The organism is Pseudomonas sp. G1002, assembly GCF_013385455.1.
GTDB lineage: Bacteria > Pseudomonadota > Gammaproteobacteria > Pseudomonadales > Pseudomonadaceae > Aquipseudomonas.
Map to the genome: position 1 here is coordinate 1 of NZ_JACAPY010000014.1, position 17,997 is coordinate 17,997.

The following is a 17,997-nucleotide window of genomic DNA, read 5'->3' on the forward strand; positions in this document are numbered from 1 at the left end:
CCTGGGCCAAGGATGGCCCATGACGGCGGCCCACGGTCCAAAGCCGGAGTGAGGGCACACCGAGCCTAGGCGAGGTGCCGAGTGGTGGGGCAAGAGCGTTTTGCTTACTTTTGCGCTGTTCAAAAGTGAGCCGCTGTAAGAGCGGAACCAATAGCAGCCGTTACCGCAGCAACGGATATGCCCCCCCAAGAAAACTTTCCTCCCCCGAGCGTGACCCAGATCCCACAAGCCGTTGATTAATGATGGCATCCGCTCAGCTATACTCCTCTCCATTTGAATGGCCCTTGAGGAATTACTGTGAAGAACTGGACCTTGCGCCAACGGATTTTGGCGAGCTTTGCGGTCATCATCGCGATCATGCTGCTGATGGTAGTGGTCTCGTATTCACGCCTGTTGAAGATCGAGGCCGGCGAAGAGTCAGTCCGCGATGACGCAGTCCCCGGGGTCTACCTAAGCTCCATGATCCGCAGCGCATGGGTCGACAGCTACCTCGACACCCTCGACATCATCGGCCTGCGCAAAGACAAGACACTCACCGAAGCCGACAAGGCCGACTACAAGTCCTTCGAAGCGCGCATCATCACGCAAATGGCCAATTACAAGGCAACTATCAACGGCGCTGAGGATCAGGCCGAGTTCGATAAGTTCGAAGCCCTGCACCAGGCCTACAACAAGGCTTTGGCCGCAGTCACTGAAAACCTGCAACGCAATGACGTCGCCGCCGCCCGCAAAGTGTTCGACGAAGAGCTGACCCCGACCTGGACCGCAGGCCGCATGAAGCTCAACGACATCATCACCGAAAACAAAAACGTCGCGGACCGCGCCACCAACGCTATCGACGACGCCGTGTCCGCTGCAAAAATCAGCATGGGCGTCTCGCTGATCCTCGCGATCCTCGCCGCTGGCCTCTGCGGCCTGCTGCTGATGCGCGCGATCATGGCGCCGATGAAACGCATCGTCGACATCCTCGAAACCATGCGCACCGGCGACTTGAGCAAACGCCTGAACCTCGAACGCAAGGACGAATTCGGCGCAGTAGAGACCGGCTTCAACGACATGATGACCGAGCTCACCGCCCTGGTGTCCCAGGCACAGCGCTCTTCGGTACAGGTCACTACCTCGGTCACCGAGATTGCCGCGACTTCTAAGCAACAACAGGCCACGGCCACTGAAACCGCCGCGACGACCACCGAGATCGGCGCTACTTCGCGGGAGATCGCTGCTACTTCCAAGGACTTGGTCCGTACCATGACCGAAGTCTCCACCGCCGCCGACCAGGCCTCGGTGGCCGCCGGCTCCGGCCAGCAAGGCCTGGCGCGCATGGAAGAAACCATGCACTCGGTGATGGGCGCGGCCGACCTGGTGAACGCCAAGCTGGCGATCCTCAATGAGAAGGCCGGCAACATCAACCAGGTGGTGGTGACCATCGTCAAGGTCGCCGACCAGACCAACCTGTTGTCCCTCAACGCTGCCATCGAGGCCGAGAAGGCCGGTGAGTACGGTCGCGGGTTTGCCGTGGTAGCCACCGAAGTGCGGCGCCTGGCCGACCAGACCGCCGTGGCCACCTACGACATCGAGCAGATGGTGCGCGAGATCCAGTCGGCGGTGTCGGCCGGGGTGATGGGCATGGACAAGTTCTCTGAAGAAGTGCGCCGTGGCATGTTCGAGGTGCAGCAGGTGGGCGAGCAGCTGTCGCAGATCATCCATCAGGTGCAGGCCCTGGCGCCGCGGGTGTTGATGGTCAACGAAGGCATGCAGGCCCAGGCCACCGGCGCCGAGCAGATCAACCATGCGCTGGTGCAGTTGGGCGATGCCAGCAGCCAGACCGTGGAGTCCCTGCGTCAGGCCAGCTTTGCCATCGACGAGCTGAGCCAGGTCGCCGTTGGCCTGCGCAGCGGCGTGTCGCGTTTTAAAGTCTGATGAACGACCTCGCGGCTAAACGCGGTGCCGTTGCGGCAGTGAAGAAAGCACTGTTCCTGGTGTTTCACATCGGTAATGAACGGTATGCCCTCAAGGCCACGGAAGTGGCCGAGGTGCTGCCGCGCCTGCCGCTCAAGCCCATTGCCCATGCGCCTGCGTGGGTCGCCGGGATCTTTGCCCATCGCGGGGCAATGGTGCCGGTGATCGATCTCAGTGCCTTGACCTTCGGTACGCCGGCCCAGGCCCGCACCAGCACGCGCCTGGTGCTGGTCAATTATCAGCCGGATGCACTCACTCCGGCACGCTGGCTGGGGCTGATCCTCGAACAGGCCACCGATACCCTACGCTGTGACCCGGCGGAGTTCCAGCCCTACGGCCTGGACAACCGCCAGGCACGTTACCTGGGCCCGGTGCGCGAAGACGAGCGTGGCTTGATGCAGTGGATCGGCGTGGCGGACCTGCTGACGGCTGACGTGCAGGCGCTGCTGTTTGCCGCGGGCGAGGAGGGTTGATGAGCAGTGATCAACGCTTCTTCGACTTCCTTAAGGAGCGCATTGGCCTGGACGTTGCCTCGGTGGGCGAAGCGATTATCGAGCGTGCCGTACGCCAGCGCAGCATGGCGCTCAGCGCGCAGACCGCCGATCAATACTGGCAGCAATTGCAGGCCTCCACCGACGAACAGCAAGCGCTGATCGAAGCGGTGATCGTCCCCGAAACCTGGTTTTTCCGTTACCCCGAATCCTTCGCCACCCTGGGCCGGCTGGCGGTCACCCGCCTGGCCGAAATCAAGCAGATGCGCGCCCTGCGGATCCTCAGCCTGCCGTGTTCCACCGGCGAAGAACCCTATTCGATTGCCATGGCCTTGCTCGACGCCGGGCTGGCACCGCATCAGTTCAAGGTGCAGGGCATGGACGTCAGCCCGCTGTCGGTGGAGCGCGCCCGCCGTGGGGTGTACGGCAAGAATTCGTTTCGCGGCCAGGACCTCGAGTTCCGCGATCGCCACTTCACCGAGCAAACCGACGGCTACCGGATTGCCGACCGGGTACGCGAACAAGTGCGCCTGCAGGTGGGCAACCTGCTGGACCCCACGCTGCTGGCCAACGAGCCCACCTACGATTTTGTGTTCTGCCGCAACCTGCTGATCTACTTCGACCAGCCGACCCAGAAGCAGGTGTTTGAAGTGCTCAAGGGCCTGACCCACGTCGACGGCGTGCTGTTTATCGGGCCTGCCGAAGGCAGCCTGCTGGGGCGCCTGGGCATGCGTTCGATTGGCGTGCCGCAGTCGTTTGCCTTCAGCCGGCATGCGGAGCCCGCGCCTGAACCGGTATTTGTGCCGATGCCCGCGCCGATTCCTCAGCGCAGTGCCGCGCCTATCCCGACCAGGCCCCGGCCGTTCAGCACCGTCAGTGCCCAAGTGGTACCGATCAAGCCGCCGCCCCCGCAGTCGGACGCCGCCGATCTGCTCAGTCAGATTGCGACCCTGGCCAATGAAGGCAAGAGCCTGGAAGCCCGTTCTGCCTGCGAGCGTTATTTGCAGAGCCATCCGCCGGCGGCCCAGGTGTTTTATTGGCTGGGCCTGCTCAGCGATGTGGCCGGCAGCGCCCTGGAAGCCCAGGGTTATTACAGAAAAGCCTTGTACCTGGAACCCCAGCACCCGCAGGCCTTGATGCACCTGGCCGCGTTGCTCGAGTCCCAGGGCGATGTCGCCGGCGCCCGGCGTTTGCAGGCTCGTGCCGCGCGCAGCGAGCGAGCTGACAGTGAGCGTAAATCATGACCCTGGATCCCGAGCTGAACCTGACCCTGGCCGATACCCAGGCCATCGATGACTGCTGGAACCGCATCGGCATCCACGGTGACAAGTCCTGCCCGTTGCTGGCCGAGCACATTCACTGTCGCAATTGCTCGGTGTATTCCGCCGCCGCCACGCGCCTGCTCGACCGTTATGCCTTGCAGCAGGACGATCACCGCCCCGTCGCGACGCCGGAAGTCGAGGGTGATGTCCTCACCCGTTCGCTGCTGATGTTCCGCCTCGGCGAAGAATGGCTGGGCATCGCCACTCGCTGCCTGGTGGAAGTGGCGCCGTTGCAGCCGATCCATTCCTTGCCCCATCAGCGTTCCCGCGCCTTGCTGGGCGTGGCCAATGTGCGTGGCGCACTGGTGGCGTGCCTGTCACTGGTGGAATTGCTGGGGCTGGACAGCACCGGCAGCGGCCCCAGTGGCGCACGAATCATGCCGCGCATGCTGATCATCGCGGCGCAGGACGGCCCCGTGGTGGTGCCGGTGGACGAAGTGGACGGTATCCATGCCATTGATGAACGCACCTTGAACGCGGCGTCTGCCTCCGGCACCCAGGCCAGCGCCCGCTATACCCAAGGGGTGTTGCAGTGGAAAGGCCGCAGCCTGCGCTGGCTGGACGAGGCGCAATTGTTGTCTGCCGTGACCCGGAGCCTCACATGACCCCCGACCAGATGCGCGATGCCTCGCTGCTGGAGCTGTTCAGCCTGGAAGCCGACGCCCAGACCCAGGTGCTCAGCGCCGGCCTGCTGGCCCTGGAGCGCAACCCGACCCAGGCCGACCAGCTCGAAGCCTGCATGCGCGCCGCCCATTCCCTGAAGGGCGCGGCGCGGATTGTCGGGGTGGACGCGGGGGTCAGCGTGGCCCACGTGATGGAAGATTGCCTGGTCAGCGCCCAGGAAAGCCGCTTGTACCTGCTGCCGGAACATATCGACGCACTGCTGCAAGGCACCGATTTGCTGATGCGCATTGCTACGCCGGGCAATACCGTGGGCCCGGCGGACATCGAGTCCTATGTGGCATTGATGGAGCGGTTGCTCGATCCGTCGCAGAAAGTCGCACCGCCCGCTGCGCCAAAGCCCGCGCCGCCGCCAACGCCCGCGCCAGAACCTGAATTGTCGATGGAAGCGCTGCTGACCCTGCCGCCGGAGCCCGAACCCGCGCCGCCGGTCAGTGCCGAACTGCCGCGCCAAAATAAGCGCATGACCGAAGGCGGCGAGCGGGTGTTGCGGGTGACCGCCGAACGCTTGAACAGCCTGTTGGACCTGTCCAGCAAGTCCCTGGTGGAAACCCAGCGGCTCAAGCCTTACCTCGCCAGCTTGCAACGCCTCAAGCGCATCCAGAGCAACAGCGCCCGCGCCCTGGAAAACCTCGACGGCCACCTCAAGACCGTCGACCTGAGCCTGGAAGCCCAGGAAGCCCTGGCCGACACCCGCCGCCTGTTGAGCGAAGCCCAGGCGCTGCTCGCGGAAAAAACCGCCGAAATCGACGAGTTCGGCTGGCAGGCCGGGCAACGCGCCCAAGTCTTGTACGACACCGCGCTGGCATGCCGCATGCGGCCGTTTGCCGACGTGCTGGCCGGGCAGGTGCGCATGGTGCGTGACCTGGGCCGCAGCCTTGGTAAACAGGTACGCCTGGAAATCGAAGGCGAGAAAACCCAGGTCGACCGCGATGTGCTGGAAAAGCTCGAAGCGCCGCTGACCCATTTACTGCGCAATGCTGTGGACCACGGCATTGAAATGCCCGAGCAACGCCTGCTGGCGGGCAAACCGGCTGAAGGCCTGATCCGCCTGCGGGCGTCTCACCAGGCCGGCTTGCTGGTGCTGGAGTTGAGCGACGACGGTAACGGTGTCGACCTGGAGCGCCTGCGCGGCACCATCGTCGACCGGCATTTGTCGCCGGTGGAAACCGCCCTGCGCCTGAGCGAAGAGGAACTGCTCACGTTCCTGTTCCTGCCGGGGTTCAGCCTGCGGGACAAGGTCACCGAGGTCTCGGGGCGCGGGGTCGGCCTGGATGCGGTGCAGCATATGGTGCGCCAGTTGCGCGGCGCGGTGGTGCTGGAGCAGACGGCGGGGCAGGGCAGTCGCTTCCACCTGGAAGTGCCGTTGACCCTATCGGTAGTGCGCAGCCTGGTGGTGGAAGTTGGCGAGGAGGCCTACGCCTTCCCGCTGGCCCACATCGAGCGCATGTGCGATCTTGCGCCCGACGACATCGTGCAACTGGAAGGCCGCCAGCATTTCTGGCACGAAGGCCGGCATGTCGGCCTGGTCGCCGCCAGCCAGTTGCTGCAGCGCCCGCCGGGGCAGGGCAGTCAGGAAACCCTGAAGGTCGTGGTGATCCGCGAGCGCGATGCGGTCTACGGGATTGCCGTGGAGCGTTTTATCGGCGAACGCACGCTGGTGGTATTGCCCCTGGATGACCGGTTGGGCAAGGTCCAGGACATCTCCGCCGGAGCGTTGCTCGATGACGGTTCGGTGGTGCTGATCGTCGACGTCGAAGACATGCTGCGATCGGTGGACAAACTGCTGAATACCGGTCGTCTGGAGCGCATCGCCCGACGCACCCAGCAAACCCTCGAAGCACCGCGCAAGCGTATTCTGGTGGTGGATGACTCGCTGACCGTGCGTGAGCTGCAACGCAAATTGTTACTTAATCGCGGTTATGAAGTGGCCGTGGCGGTCGATGGCATGGATGGCTGGAACGCGCTGCGCTCCGAAGACTTCGACCTGCTGATCACGGACATTGATATGCCTCGCATGGACGGTATTGAATTGGTCACACTCTTGCGCCGTGATACTCGCCTGCAATCCCTGCCGGTGATGGTTGTTTCCTACAAGGATCGGGAAGAAGACCGTCGTCGTGGACTGGACGCCGGCGCCGACTATTATCTAGCCAAGGCCAGCTTCCATGACGACGCGCTGTTGGACGCGGTGGTGGAGCTGATTGGAGGAGCACGGGCATGAGGATTGCGATCGTCAATGACATGCCCATGGCCGTGGAGGCCTTGCGCCGGGCGTTGAGCCTTGAGCCGGCCCACGAAGTGGTGTGGGTTGCAGGCAACGGCCTGGAAGCAGTGCAGCGTTGCGCCGAATTCACGCCCGACCTGATTCTGATGGACCTGATCATGCCGGTGATGGACGGTGTGGAGGCCACCCGGCAGATCATGGCCGAGACGCCCTGTGCGATCCTGATTGTCACCGTCGACCGCCAGGCCAACGTCAGCCGTGTATTCGAAGCCATGGGCCATGGCGCCCTGGACGTGGTTGACACGCCTGCACTGGGCGTGGGCAATCCGAAGGACGCCGCGGCACCGCTGTTGCGCAAGATCCTCAATATCGGCTGGCTGATTGGCCAGCGTGGCAGCCGCGTGCGGGCCGAGCCTGCGCCCCAGCGGGCCACGGGCAAACGCCAGAGCCTGGTGGCCATCGGTTCGTCCGCAGGCGGCCCGGCTGCCCTGGAATCCCTGCTCAAGGGCTTGCCCCGGGACTTCTCGCCGGCCATTGTGCTGGTGCAGCATGTGGACCAGGTGTTCGCCGCCGGCATGGCCGAATGGCTGAGCAGTGCCTCGGGCCTGCCGGTGCGCCTGGCCCGGGAAGGCGAGCCGCCCCAAAGTGGCGTCGTGTTGCTGGCGGGCACCAACCATCACATTCGTCTGCTGAAGAACGGCACGCTGGCCTATACCGCCGAACCTGTGAACGAGATTTATCGGCCGTCCATCGACGTGTTTTTCGAGAGCGTCGCCAGCTACTGGAATGGCGATGCCGTTGGCGTGCTGCTGACGGGGATGGGGCGTGATGGCGCCCAGGGACTTAAGTTGATGCGTCAGCAAGGCTACCTGACCATCGCGCAGGACCAGCAAAGCTGTGCTGTTTACGGCATGCCCAAAGCGGCAGCGGCGATTGACGCGGCTGTTGAAATTCGCCCATTGGACAGAATTGCGCCACGATTGCTGGAGGTATTCGCAAAATGACCGATATCACACGCTGTCCTGGCCTGCAGGTAGTAATTCAGGTGACCGTAAATGAATGATTTGCAGCTCGACGACTTCAAGACCGACGAAAACGCCGCCATGGTGCTGCTCGTCGACGACCAGGCGATGATCGGCGAGGCCGTTCGCCGGGGCCTGGCCCATGAAGACAATATCGACTTCCACTTTTGCGCCGACCCGCACCAGGCCATTGCCCAGGCGATCCGTATCAAGCCGACGGTGATCCTGCAGGACCTGGTGATGCCGGGTCTCGATGGCCTGACCCTGGTGCGCGAATACCGCAATCACCCGGCGACGCAGAACATCCCGATCATCGTGCTTTCCACCAAGGAAGACCCGCTGATCAAGAGCGCGGCGTTTGCTGCCGGGGCCAACGACTACCTGGTCAAGCTGCCGGATAACATCGAACTGGTGGCGCGCATCCGCTATCACTCGCGCTCCTACATGACTCTGTTGCAACGGGACGCGGCCTACCGGGCGCTGCGGGTCAGCCAACAGCAGTTGCTGGACACCAACCTGGTGCTGCAACGGCTGATGAACTCCGACGGCCTGACCGGGCTGTCCAATCGCCGGCATTTCGACGAATACCTGGAACTGGAATGGCGCCGCGCCATGCGTGACCAGACCCAACTGTCGCTGCTGATGATCGACGTGGACTTCTTCAAGACCTACAACGACAGTTTCGGCCACCTGGAAGGCGACGAGGCGTTGCGCAAGGTGGCGGCGACCATTCGTGATGCCAGCAGCCGTCCTTCGGATTTGCCGGCGCGTTATGGCGGTGAAGAGTTTGCCCTGGTGCTGCCCAATACCTCGCCGGGCGGTGCGCGGCTGGTGGCCGAGAAGCTGCGCCAGGCGGTGGCGAGCCTGAAAATCCCGCACATTGCCCCGGCAGAAGGGGCGAGCCTGACCATCAGTATTGGCTTGGCGACCATGACCCCGGTGCAGGGCACCGATTGCCGGCAATTGATCTCGGCGGCGGACAAGGGCCTGTACCTGGCCAAGCACAATGGGCGCAATCAGGTGGGGATCGAGTAGGGAATACGGTCTGCGGGATGTCGCAGACCTAATGTGGGAGCGGGCTTGCTCGCGAATGCGGTGTGTCAGTCAATGCATCTGGCGACTGAACCACCGCATTCGCGAGCAAGCCCGCTCCCACATTTGATCTTCATCGCTGTCTGGATGGTGCATATCCCCGCCTTTTCGGCCAAGCGGACTGCCGTTATCAGCCGTTTGTCGTTATACTCGTCGGCTTTCAAAAGTTCGCCAACGAGTGCTGCCCGCCATGGAAATCAACCCGATCCTTAACACCATCAAGGACCTGTCCGAGCGCTCCGAAACTATTCGGGGGTATCTTTGACTACGATCAAAAGCATGAGCGTCTGACCGAAGTCAATCGCGAGCTTGAAGATCCGGCTGTCTGGAACAAACCTGAATATGCCCAGGAACTGGGCCGCGAGCGCGCTGCGCTGGCGCAGATCGTCGACACCCTCGACGAATTGAACACCGGTCTGGGCGATTGCCGCGACCTGCTGGACATGGCCGTCGAAGAAAACGACGAAGGCGCAGTGGGCGATGTCGTCGCCGAGCTGGCCCGTCTCGAGGAAAACCTCGCCAAACTCGAATTCCGCCGCATGTTCAGCCATGAAATGGACCCGAACAACGCCTACCTGGACATCCAGGCCGGTTCTGGCGGCACCGAAGCCCAGGACTGGGCCAACATCCTGTTGCGCATGTACCTGCGCTGGGCCGACAAACGCGGTTTCGACGCGACCATCATGGAACTGTCGGCCGGTGAAGTCGCCGGCATCAAGGGCGCGACCGTGCACATCAAGGGCGAATACGCCTTTGGCTGGCTGCGGACCGAGATCGGCGTACACCGCCTGGTGCGCAAGAGCCCGTTCGACTCCGGCAACCGTCGCCACACGTCGTTCTCCGCCGTTTTCGTCTCGCCAGAGATCGACGACAAGGTGGAAATCGAGATCAACCCGGCAGACCTGCGGATCGACACCTACCGTTCCTCCGGTGCCGGTGGCCAGCACGTAAACACCACCGACTCGGCCGTACGTATTACCCACGTACCGACCAATACCGTGGTGAGCTGCCAGAACGAACGTTCCCAGCACGCGAACAAGGACACCGCCATGAAAATGCTGCGGGCCAAGTTGTACGAGCAGGAAATGCAGAAACGCAACGCCGCGTCCCAGGCGCTGGAAGACACCAAGTCGGATATCGGCTGGGGTCACCAGATCCGCTCGTATGTGCTCGACGCGTCGCGGATCAAGGATCTGCGTACCAACATCGAACGCAGCGACTGCGACAAGGTGCTCGACGGTGATATCGACGAATACCTGGAAGCCAGCCTGAAATCTGGCCTGTAACTCCTTTGTAGGAGCCGGCTTGCCGGCGATCCCCGGCCGCAGGCCGGGGACAACGAACCTGATGGAAAATTTAAAGACATGAGCGACCAACAACTCGACCCGCAAGCCCTGCAACAGGAAGAAAACTCCCTGATCGCCCTGCGCAAGGAAAAGCTTGCTGCCGAGCGCGCCAAGGGCAATGCCTTCCCGAACGACTTCCGCCGCGAAAACTACTGCGATGCCTTGCAGAAACAGTACGCGGACAAGACCAAGGAAGAGCTGGCAGAGGCTGCAATCCCGGTCAAGGTTGCCGGTCGCATCATGCTCAACCGTGGCTCGTTCATGGTGATCCAGGACATGACCGGTCGCATCCAGGTCTACGTCAACCGTAAAACCCTGTCCGAAGAAACCCTGGCCTCGGTGAAAACCTGGGACATGGGCGACATCATTGCCGCCGAAGGCACCCTGGCCCGTTCCGGCAAGGGTGACCTGTACGTTGAAATGACCAGCGTGCGCCTGCTGACCAAATCCCTGCGCCCGCTGCCGGACAAGCACCACGGCCTGACCGACACCGAGCAGCGCTATCGCCAGCGCTACGTTGACCTGATCGTCAACGAAGAAGTGCGCCAGACCTTCCGCGTGCGTTCGCAGGTTATTGCGCACATCCGCAGCTTCCTGATGAAGCGCGACTTCCTCGAAGTTGAAACGCCGATGCTGCAAACCATCCCGGGTGGTGCCGCAGCCAAGCCGTTCGAAACCCACCACAACGCGCTGGACATGGAAATGTTCCTGCGTATTGCGCCTGAGCTGTACCTCAAGCGGCTTGTTGTTGGCGGCTTCGAAAAAGTGTTCGAGATCAACCGCAACTTCCGTAACGAAGGCGTTTCGACCCGTCACAACCCTGAATTCACCATGTTGGAGTTCTACCAGGCCTACGCCGACTACGAAGACAACATGGACCTGACCGAGGAACTGTTCCGCGAACTGGCGCAACTGGTCCTGGGCACCACCGACGTGCCATACGGCGACAAGGTGTTCCACTTCGGCGAGCCGTTCGTGCGCCTGTCGGTGTTCGACTCGATCCTCAAGTACAACCCTGAGCTGACCGCCGATGACCTGAACGACATCGACAAGGCCCGCGCCATCGCCAAGAAAGCCGGCGCCAAGGTGCTGGGCTTCGAAGGCCTGGGCAAATTGCAGGTGATGATTTTCGAAGAGCTGGTGGAGCACAAGCTGGAGCAGCCGCACTTCATTACCCAGTACCCGTTCGAAGTGTCGCCGCTGGCCCGTCGCAACGATGACAACCCGAACGTCACCGACCGTTTCGAGCTGTTCATCGGCGGCCGTGAAATCGCCAACGCCTACTCCGAGCTGAACGATGCCGAAGACCAGGCCGAGCGCTTCATGGCCCAGGTGGCCGACAAGGACGCTGGCGACGACGAGGCGATGCACTACGACGCCGACTTCGTACGCGCCCTGGAATACGGCATGCCGCCTACCGCCGGTGAAGGTATCGGCATCGACCGGTTGGTGATGTTGTTGACCAACTCGCCGTCGATCCGTGACGTGATCTTGTTCCCGCACATGCGGCCACAAGCGTAACCGTAGCGAAATCCGAAGCCGCCTTTTATAAGGCGGCTTTTTTATGTGGCGTTTATAAGCGTCAAGTAAACAGCGCCAGGTGATCGTTCCCACGCTCCGCGTGGGAACGCAGCCCGTGACGCTCCGCGTCACACTGTGGAGGAAGATCCGTCGTGAACCGCGTAATGGCTCAAAAGGGTGCCGCCGGCATTGCCGCTGCCGTGGCTGAAAGTGTTCAGTACCAGGGCCGCAAGGCCAGTCGCCGGGGCAGTGAGCAGCGCAGGCAGGACATTCTCGATGCAGCGATGCGCATCGTGGTACGCGAAGGCGTGCGTGCCGTGCGTCACCGTGCGGTGGCGGCGGAAGCCGGTGTGCCGTTGTCGGCCACCACCTATTACTTCAAGGACATCGACGACCTGCTCACCGACACCTTCGCCCAATATGTGGAGCGCAGCGCCGCGTTCATGGGCAAGTTGTGGGTGCGTAACGAAGGCCTGCTGCGCGAGATGGTGGCTTATGGCGACGGCAGCCCGCAGTCGCGCTCGCAACTGGCCGATGACATCGCGCGCCTGACCGCCGATTACGTGCAACGCCAATTGCTCAACCGCCGTGAGCACCTGATGGCCGAGCAGGCGTTTCGCCAGGAAGCGCTGCTGAACCCGCGCCTGGCCGAGCTGGTGCGCTCCCACCAGCAAATCCTGCTGCAGGGCACTTGCCAGTTTTTCCAGGTATTGGGTTCCCGCGAGCCGCAACAGGATGCCAAAGTGTTGACGGCGATTATCGGTCGGATGGAATATCAGGGCCTGCTGGGCGGCGCAGAGCCTCTGACCAGCGAAGAAATGCTTGAGATCCTCAAGCGTTACATGCATTTGGTGTTGGCTTCGGTCTGACACAGGGGATTGTCCAATGAAAGCCTGGCGCGTCGTCGTGATCGCCTTGTCGTTCCTGTTGCTCAGCGGTTGCCTGGTGACCTTCAAGGACCCGTTGCCCGCCAGCGAGGCGGCGCCTGATGGTCTGCTTGGCAAATGGGCCAGCAAAAACGCCTGGGGTGAGCCGCTCAACCTGCAAATCAGCCGCGTCGGTAAGCACCGCTACAAAGCCGTGAGCTACCCTAAGGCCAAGCCGGGCCAGCGGGATGAATACCTGTTCACGGTTTCCCGGCATGGCAGCCGCTGGTATCTGTCGGCGCCATTGCCGGCCAGGTTCGGCGGGCATTACATCCTCGCCGGGTTCGAATTGAATGATGAGCACGAGCTGGTGGTCTACAACCTCGACCTGGATCAGGTCCACCAGGCGGTCGGCCAGAAGGTCCTGAGTGGCAGCACCGTCGAAACCGTCGAGGGTGCCGGTGTGTTGATCGACAGTTCCATGGCCCGGGTATTTGCGTACCTGGATGATCCGGCCAATGCCGATGTGTTCGTCGAAGCCGTGCGCTACCAGCGTGCAGGCAAATAACGTTTAAAGAGGAAGTACCGGGTGGACGATTACCAGCAGACGATACGCGCCTTGTCCGATCGCATTGTGCTGGCGCAAACACCGATTCGCGTCCTCGACGCCGTGAAGTGGGACGAGAATATTCGCCAGGGATTCCTCAAGGCCAAGGGCAAGGAAATGCCGGCGGTGGACCGCGACTACTACCTGACCCGGCCGCTGTCGTTCGATTCCAGCGCGGTGAAGCTGGAGTTCCAGAACATCGAGCGTGACATCACCCGCCAGCTTGGCCAGTTCAACCCGGTCGGGCAGATCATGCGGCGCATGTGCAAGGAGTACCGCATGGTGGTGCGCATGCTCGAAGCGCGGGGCACCGAGGATTTCGGCCTGATCTCCCAGGAGCTGTATGGCGCCGCTTCCGATGCGTTCCATGCCGGTGACCCGACCCTGGCCGACCTCGGCCTGATGATGTCGGACTACCTGAACAATATCGATGGCCGTGGCGACCTCAAGGACGAAGCCAAGACCCTGACCGCCAAGGACGCCGTCAACCTGCTGCAGAGCCGCCTGAACAAGGTATTCGGCGAGGCCGAGGAAACCATCCGGGTGTTCGAGTCCGACGGTATCGTGGCGGATGCGGCGGCAGGTGCCGACTACATCAAGATCCGCGCCGACGCGATGTTCAACGACCGCGACGTGCGCGCCCTGGAGGTCCATGAAGGCCTGGTGCACGTGGGCACCACCCTCAATGGGCAAAACCAGCCGATCTGCACCTTCCTGTCCAAGGGCCCGCCCTCGTCGACCGTGACCCAGGAAGGCCTGGCGATCCTGATGGAAATCATCACCTTCGCCTCCTACCCCAGCCGCCTGCGCAAGCTGACCAACCGCACTCGCGCCATTCATATGGTGGAGCAGGGAGCCGACTTCCTGCAGGTGTTCGAATTCTTCCGCGAGCAGGGCTTTGAGATGGCGGAAAGCTACGGCAACGCCAGCCGGGTTTTCCGTGGGTCGACGCCTACGGGCCTGCCGTTTACCAAGGATTTGTCCTACCTCAAGGGCTTTATCATGGTTTACAACTACATTCAGTTGGCCGTGCGCAAAGGCAAGCTGGAGCAAGTGCCGTTGTTGTTCTGCGGCAAGACCACCCTGGAAGACATGCGTACCCTGCGCCAACTGGTGGACGAAGGCCTGGTGGTGCCACCCAAATACCTGCCGGATCAGTTTCGCGACATGAATGCGTTGGCGGCGTGGATGTGCTTCTCCAACTTCCTCAACCATTTGAGCCTGGACCGGATCGAGGCGGATTACTCCAATATCCTTTAACGATATCTCTGAAGGAACTCAGTCAAAATGTGGAAGCGGGCTTGCTCGCGAATGCGGTGTATCAGCAACAGATGTGGTTACTGAATCACCGCATTCGCGAGCAAGCCCGCTCCCACCTTTGATCTCCATAGGTCTTCAGGATCGTTCCCAACCCATTCACGAGGCTTCAACGGATGAGAATCCTCGGCATTCTTTGCCTGCTACTGACCCTTAACGGCTGCAGCTCCTTATTGTTCTATCCGGAGCGCGGCATGCCGTTCACCCCGGAAAAGGCGCACCTGCAATACCGTGACGTCACATTGACCACCGCCGATGGCCTGAAGCTCCACGCCTGGTGGCTGCCGGCCAAGGCCGGCGTGCCGCTCAAGGGCACGGTGCTGCACCTGCACGGCAATGGCGGCAATCTCGCCTGGCACCTCGGCGGCAGCTGGTGGCTGCCGGAGCAGGGCTATCAAGTGCTGTTGGTGGACTATCGCGGCTACGGGTTGTCCGAAGGCGAACCTTCGCTGCCGGCGGTTTACCAGGACATCGACGCCGCTTTCAAGTGGATCGACAACGCCCCCGAAACCCAGGGCCAGCCACTGATCGTGCTCGGCCAAAGCCTGGGCGGCGCGCTAGTGGTGCACTACCTGGCGGAACATCCCGAACGTCAGCCGCAGCTCAAGGCGCTGGTACTGGATGGTGTGCCGGCCAGTTATCGTGACGTAGGACAATTCGCCCTCAGCACCTCCTGGCTAACATGGCCGTTCCAGGTGCCGTTGTCGTGGCTGGTGCCGGACGGCGACAGTGCGATCAACGCCATGCCCCGGCTGACCGGCGTGCCGAAATTGTTGTTCCATAGCCTGGACGACCCGATCGTGCCGCTCTCCAACGGCATTCGCCTGTATCAGACTGCGCCGCCACCGCGGGTGCTGCAACTGACCCGGGGTGGCCACGTGCAAACCTTTGCCGACAAGACCTGGCAAACTGTGATGCTGCGCTACCTGGACGACCCCCAGCATTTCAACGGGCTGCGCCGCCTGGGGGAAATCCCCAATTACCCGGCGGCCCCGAACTCCAACGCAGAGAACCCGCAATGAGCGAAGAACGCAACATGATCCCCCTGATCCTCACCGGCATCGGCACCATCATCGGTACCGTTGGCTGCCTGTGGTACTACGGCTATTTGCACTTCGCCAAGCCCGAGGATGCGTTGCTGCTCAGCGACTTCACCATGCTCAAGACCGTGCCGGGCGAGGACTACAAAATCTCCCTGACCCCGGCCGCCCAGGTGGCGCAATGCGTTGATGGCGTGCTGGTGCTGTTTGATACCGAACAGAAAGGGCTGACCGGCGTACTGGTCAACAGCAAGAAGCAGGCAGTGCGTTGCATGGGGCAGGAAACGCCGCAATTGGAGCAGTAGCGCGAGCCAAGTGGGAAAGGTCTGGAACCATTTTAAGTGGATTGCCACAGATTCCGTACTGGCCAGCAGCGCTGGATCGGTTATCTCGGATACTTAATTTGGAGTCACTTGAATGGACATTCCTCGCGTAAACAACTCGTCTTCCCCATTCACTGCAGGTGCGGGGGGAGGTGATTCGCGACTTCAGCAATTGGAACAAGAGATTCAGAAGTTGAAGAACCAGATCGCCCAAGGAGGCGGTGGTGCACAGGGCGCGCAGGGCGAAGAAAGCCTTGAGGAAAGGCTCAAGAGGCTCGAGGCGGAGCTGGCCCAACTCAAAGGGCAGGCGGCTCCGGAGCAGGATAACTCGGCGCCAGTAAGCTACTGACCCGATGCTCTTGAAGCGCACTGGGACCTCTTGATTCCTGGCCTGCAAATAAAAGAATCCCGCCATTTGGCGGGATTTTTCATGCGGCCTCAAACGATCATTCAGCGACGGAGCGGTCGGCGTGGTGTGCGGGCTGGGCCCTCCGGTGCAGTCGTAGTTGATGATGGAAATATCTGGAACCGTATTGCGTAACGCACCACAGAAGCGATGTGATTTACACGAGTCGGGGCGAGAAGGTGGCGATAGATATTGCTGCAATAAGCAACATGGTGAACATGCTCAGGGGGCACGAGAAGCTGGAAATGCTCGACGCCGAGGATCATAAGCTCAAGCACTTGCTCGACAAGCTGTCGGAACATGGCTACGGCGGGAAGATAGAGCTACCAGCCGAGGATCCCAACCGACCTGTCCGGTTCGACGACCCGAAAAAAAACCCACAGTAACGTGGGTTTTTTTTCCAGCATCAATCGATCAGTTGGCCATCGAAGAACGTGGCTTGACCGGCTGGTTGTCGTTGGAGATGGTCACTTCAACGCGGCGGTTCATGGCGCGGCCCGAAACGCTGCCGTTATCGGCAACCGGGTATTCCTTGCCATAGCCCTGGGTCACGATGCGCGAGATATCCACACCCTGGTTGGCCAGTGCGCGCTGTACGGAAGCAGCGCGGCGCTCGGACAGGCTCTGGTTGTACGAGTCGGAACCGGTGCTGTCGGTGTAGCCTTCGACGATCACTTTACGGTCCGGGTTATCGCGCAGGAACTGCGCCAGCTTGGTGATGTTCACCAGGCCGCTGGACTTGAGGTCCGACTTGTTGGTGGCGAACAGCACGTCACCAAAGGTCACCAGTGTGCCGCGATCAGTCTGCTTGGCGTTCAAGCTGTCTTGCAGTTGCTTGATCTGCGCGTCACGGGCCTGCAGCAGGGCGCGGGCACGTTCGTCACCGGCGTTTTTAAGCTTGGCTTCGGACTCACGCAGGACGATGGTGTCCTTGGCCACTTCAACGCGCTGGTTGGTCAGGTAGGCCAGTTGGTCGACCTTCTTCTGGTCTTCCTTGTCGCGGTAGGCCTTGTCAGCCTTGTCCAGCCAGTCGCTGGCGTCTTTGGTTTCCAGCGCCGCTACCTTGGTGGCTTGCGGGTTGGCTTGCAGGGCCGAGAAGTTGGTCCGAGCGTTTTCCAGGTTCTGGTTCGGCGGGGTGGAGCAAGCCGCCAGAGCAACGCTCATCGCCAGCAGGGCAGGGATCATCAATTGTTTACGCATAGTCGTGTCGTCCTTTCAATTCGGTTTCGGGTGCAATGCAATCAGGGGCGGCGGCTTATTGTTGCGGCTGGATCACAGCCGGGCGCATGCCTTCCTGACGCAGCTCCTGAACAGCTTTCTGGGAATCCTTCACAGCCTGTTCGGCCTTGGCAGCCTGGGCTTTACGCTCTGCTACGCGAGCGTCCCACTCGGACTGTTCGGCCAGGCGACGGGCTTCGTCGTAGTTCTTGTCGTGCATGGCGATTTCAGCTTGCTTCAGTTTGTCCTGGGCAGACTTCATCTCCACGGCTGCGAACTCGGTACCGCCGGCGCTGACAGCGCTGTTCACCGCAGATTGGGTAACAGCGTATTGCTCGGTCGGCGGGTTGCCGGCGCAGCCAGCCAGTACGAAGCTGGTGCCGATTGCCAGCGCGGCCAATTTAAGCCCGCGCAGGTGGTTAAACGAGGTTTTGGCAGTGCTGGTCTTCATCGTCTTCAACTCCATTAGGTAACTCCTGAAAAACATCAAATCCATCTCCGGCTTGCAGTGTCTGCGGGGCCCGGCGGTTAGCTCAGGACGCCTATTCAAACGGCTGTT

Annotated in this window: 18 protein-coding genes; 16 read left to right on the forward strand and 2 right to left on the reverse strand. The window is 61.6% G+C overall.

Annotated elements, in window-relative coordinates; genetic code table 11:
• Positions 1–297: 297 nt before the first annotated feature.
• The 16 genes from HX801_RS05645 to HX801_RS05720 all read left to right on the forward strand — a co-directional run bounded on the left by HX801_RS05645 (position 298) and on the right by HX801_RS05720 (position 16,606).
• Positions 298–1,920 (forward strand): methyl-accepting chemotaxis protein, encoded by a 1,623-nt coding sequence (locus tag HX801_RS05645; protein ID WP_003219261.1) that lies wholly within the window; start codon positions 298–300, stop codon positions 1,918–1,920.
• Complete coding sequence (locus tag HX801_RS05650; RefSeq protein ID WP_102368206.1) at positions 1,920–2,432, forward strand: chemotaxis protein CheW; 513 nt, start codon at positions 1,920–1,922, stop codon at positions 2,430–2,432. The genes HX801_RS05645 and HX801_RS05650 overlap by 1 nt, the downstream gene beginning before the upstream one ends.
• Complete coding sequence (locus tag HX801_RS05655) at positions 2,432–3,694, forward strand: protein-glutamate O-methyltransferase CheR (RefSeq protein ID WP_177021754.1); 1,263 nt, start codon at positions 2,432–2,434, stop codon at positions 3,692–3,694. Before HX801_RS05650 ends, HX801_RS05655 begins: the two co-directional genes overlap by 1 nt.
• On the forward strand, positions 3,691–4,377 hold the full coding sequence (locus HX801_RS05660; protein ID WP_102368208.1) for a chemotaxis protein CheW: 687 nt from the start codon (positions 3,691–3,693) through the stop codon (positions 4,375–4,377). The genes HX801_RS05655 and HX801_RS05660 overlap by 4 nt, the downstream gene beginning before the upstream one ends.
• Positions 4,374–6,677, forward strand: a complete 2,304-nt coding sequence (locus HX801_RS05665) for a hybrid sensor histidine kinase/response regulator (protein WP_102368209.1) — start codon at positions 4,374–4,376, stop codon at positions 6,675–6,677. The genes HX801_RS05660 and HX801_RS05665 overlap by 4 nt, the downstream gene beginning before the upstream one ends.
• Positions 6,674–7,684, forward strand: a complete 1,011-nt coding sequence (locus HX801_RS05670; protein WP_003219250.1) for a chemotaxis response regulator protein-glutamate methylesterase — start codon at positions 6,674–6,676, stop codon at positions 7,682–7,684. The genes HX801_RS05665 and HX801_RS05670 overlap by 4 nt, the downstream gene beginning before the upstream one ends.
• A gap of 51 nt (positions 7,685–7,735) precedes the next feature.
• On the forward strand, positions 7,736–8,737 hold the full coding sequence (locus HX801_RS05675) for a diguanylate cyclase (RefSeq protein WP_003219248.1): 1,002 nt from the start codon (positions 7,736–7,738) through the stop codon (positions 8,735–8,737).
• A gap of 247 nt (positions 8,738–8,984) precedes the next feature.
• Positions 8,985–10,080 (forward strand): peptide chain release factor 2 gene (gene prfB / locus HX801_RS05680; RefSeq protein ID WP_096236834.1). Its coding sequence is split into 2 segments (ribosomal slippage): positions 8,985–9,056 and positions 9,058–10,080, totalling 1,095 coding nucleotides; the frame shifts between segments, so codons are not numbered across the junction.
• Between the two features lie 78 nt (positions 10,081–10,158).
• The gene (gene lysS, locus HX801_RS05685; RefSeq protein WP_003219243.1) at positions 10,159–11,661 is read left to right on the forward strand and encodes a lysine--tRNA ligase; all 1,503 of its coding nucleotides are present in this window, start codon (positions 10,159–10,161) and stop codon (positions 11,659–11,661) included.
• Between the two features lie 152 nt (positions 11,662–11,813).
• Positions 11,814–12,530: a TetR/AcrR family transcriptional regulator gene (locus HX801_RS05690; RefSeq protein WP_023659125.1), complete on the forward strand. Its 717-nt coding sequence runs from the start codon at positions 11,814–11,816 to the stop codon at positions 12,528–12,530.
• A gap of 16 nt (positions 12,531–12,546) precedes the next feature.
• The gene (locus tag HX801_RS05695; protein WP_003219239.1) at positions 12,547–13,095 is read left to right on the forward strand and encodes a hypothetical protein; all 549 of its coding nucleotides are present in this window, start codon (positions 12,547–12,549) and stop codon (positions 13,093–13,095) included.
• Between the two features lie 21 nt (positions 13,096–13,116).
• A complete protein-coding gene (locus tag HX801_RS05700) occupies positions 13,117–14,394 on the forward strand; it encodes a flavohemoglobin expression-modulating QEGLA motif protein (RefSeq protein ID WP_003219237.1) in 1,278 nt (425 codons plus the stop codon).
• 173 nt (positions 14,395–14,567) lie between these two features.
• Complete coding sequence (locus tag HX801_RS05705) at positions 14,568–15,473, forward strand: alpha/beta hydrolase (RefSeq protein WP_177021755.1); 906 nt, start codon at positions 14,568–14,570, stop codon at positions 15,471–15,473.
• Positions 15,470–15,796 carry a hypothetical protein gene (locus HX801_RS05710; protein WP_003219233.1) on the forward strand — a complete coding sequence of 109 codons (327 nt, stop codon included), beginning with the start codon at positions 15,470–15,472 and terminating at the stop codon, positions 15,794–15,796. Before HX801_RS05705 ends, HX801_RS05710 begins: the two co-directional genes overlap by 4 nt.
• Positions 15,797–15,908: 112 nt before the next feature.
• Positions 15,909–16,163, forward strand: coding sequence for a FlxA-like family protein (locus tag HX801_RS05715; protein WP_003219231.1), 255 nt, complete (start codon positions 15,909–15,911; stop codon positions 16,161–16,163).
• Between the two features lie 209 nt (positions 16,164–16,372).
• The gene (locus tag HX801_RS05720; protein ID WP_008431103.1) at positions 16,373–16,606 is read left to right on the forward strand and encodes a hypothetical protein; all 234 of its coding nucleotides are present in this window, start codon (positions 16,373–16,375) and stop codon (positions 16,604–16,606) included.
• A gap of 28 nt (positions 16,607–16,634) precedes the next feature.
• On the opposite strand, the gene HX801_RS05725 is transcribed toward HX801_RS05720, so the two are convergent.
• The gene (locus tag HX801_RS05725) at positions 16,635–17,420 is read right to left on the reverse strand and encodes an OmpA family protein (RefSeq protein WP_003219227.1); all 786 of its coding nucleotides are present in this window, start codon (positions 17,418–17,420) and stop codon (positions 16,635–16,637) included.
• A gap of 55 nt (positions 17,421–17,475) precedes the next feature.
• Positions 17,476–17,904: a DUF4398 domain-containing protein gene (locus HX801_RS05730; protein ID WP_003219226.1), complete on the reverse strand. Its 429-nt coding sequence runs from the start codon at positions 17,902–17,904 to the stop codon at positions 17,476–17,478.
• Positions 17,905–17,997: the final 93 nt, after the last annotated feature.

Coding starts and splice junctions, on each gene's coding strand:
- HX801_RS05650 (WP_102368206.1), top strand. CDS start 1,920: ATGAACGACCTCGCGGCTAAACGCGGTGCCGTTGCGGCAGTGAAGAAA.
- HX801_RS05655 (WP_177021754.1), top strand. CDS start 2,432: ATGAGCAGTGATCAACGCTTCTTCGACTTCCTTAAGGAGCGCATTGGC.
- HX801_RS05660 (WP_102368208.1), top strand. CDS start 3,691: ATGACCCTGGATCCCGAGCTGAACCTGACCCTGGCCGATACCCAGGCC.
- HX801_RS05665 (WP_102368209.1), top strand. CDS start 4,374: ATGACCCCCGACCAGATGCGCGATGCCTCGCTGCTGGAGCTGTTCAGC.
- HX801_RS05670 (WP_003219250.1), top strand. CDS start 6,674: ATGAGGATTGCGATCGTCAATGACATGCCCATGGCCGTGGAGGCCTTG.
- HX801_RS05675 (WP_003219248.1), top strand. CDS start 7,736: ATGAATGATTTGCAGCTCGACGACTTCAAGACCGACGAAAACGCCGCC.
- lysS (WP_003219243.1), top strand. CDS start 10,159: ATGAGCGACCAACAACTCGACCCGCAAGCCCTGCAACAGGAAGAAAAC.
- HX801_RS05695 (WP_003219239.1), top strand. CDS start 12,547: ATGAAAGCCTGGCGCGTCGTCGTGATCGCCTTGTCGTTCCTGTTGCTC.
- HX801_RS05705 (WP_177021755.1), top strand. CDS start 14,568: ATGAGAATCCTCGGCATTCTTTGCCTGCTACTGACCCTTAACGGCTGC.
- HX801_RS05710 (WP_003219233.1), top strand. CDS start 15,470: ATGAGCGAAGAACGCAACATGATCCCCCTGATCCTCACCGGCATCGGC.
- HX801_RS05715 (WP_003219231.1), top strand. CDS start 15,909: ATGGACATTCCTCGCGTAAACAACTCGTCTTCCCCATTCACTGCAGGT.
- HX801_RS05725 (WP_003219227.1), bottom strand. CDS start 17,420: ATGCGTAAACAATTGATGATCCCTGCCCTGCTGGCGATGAGCGTTGCT.
- HX801_RS05730 (WP_003219226.1), bottom strand. CDS start 17,904: ATGGAGTTGAAGACGATGAAGACCAGCACTGCCAAAACCTCGTTTAAC.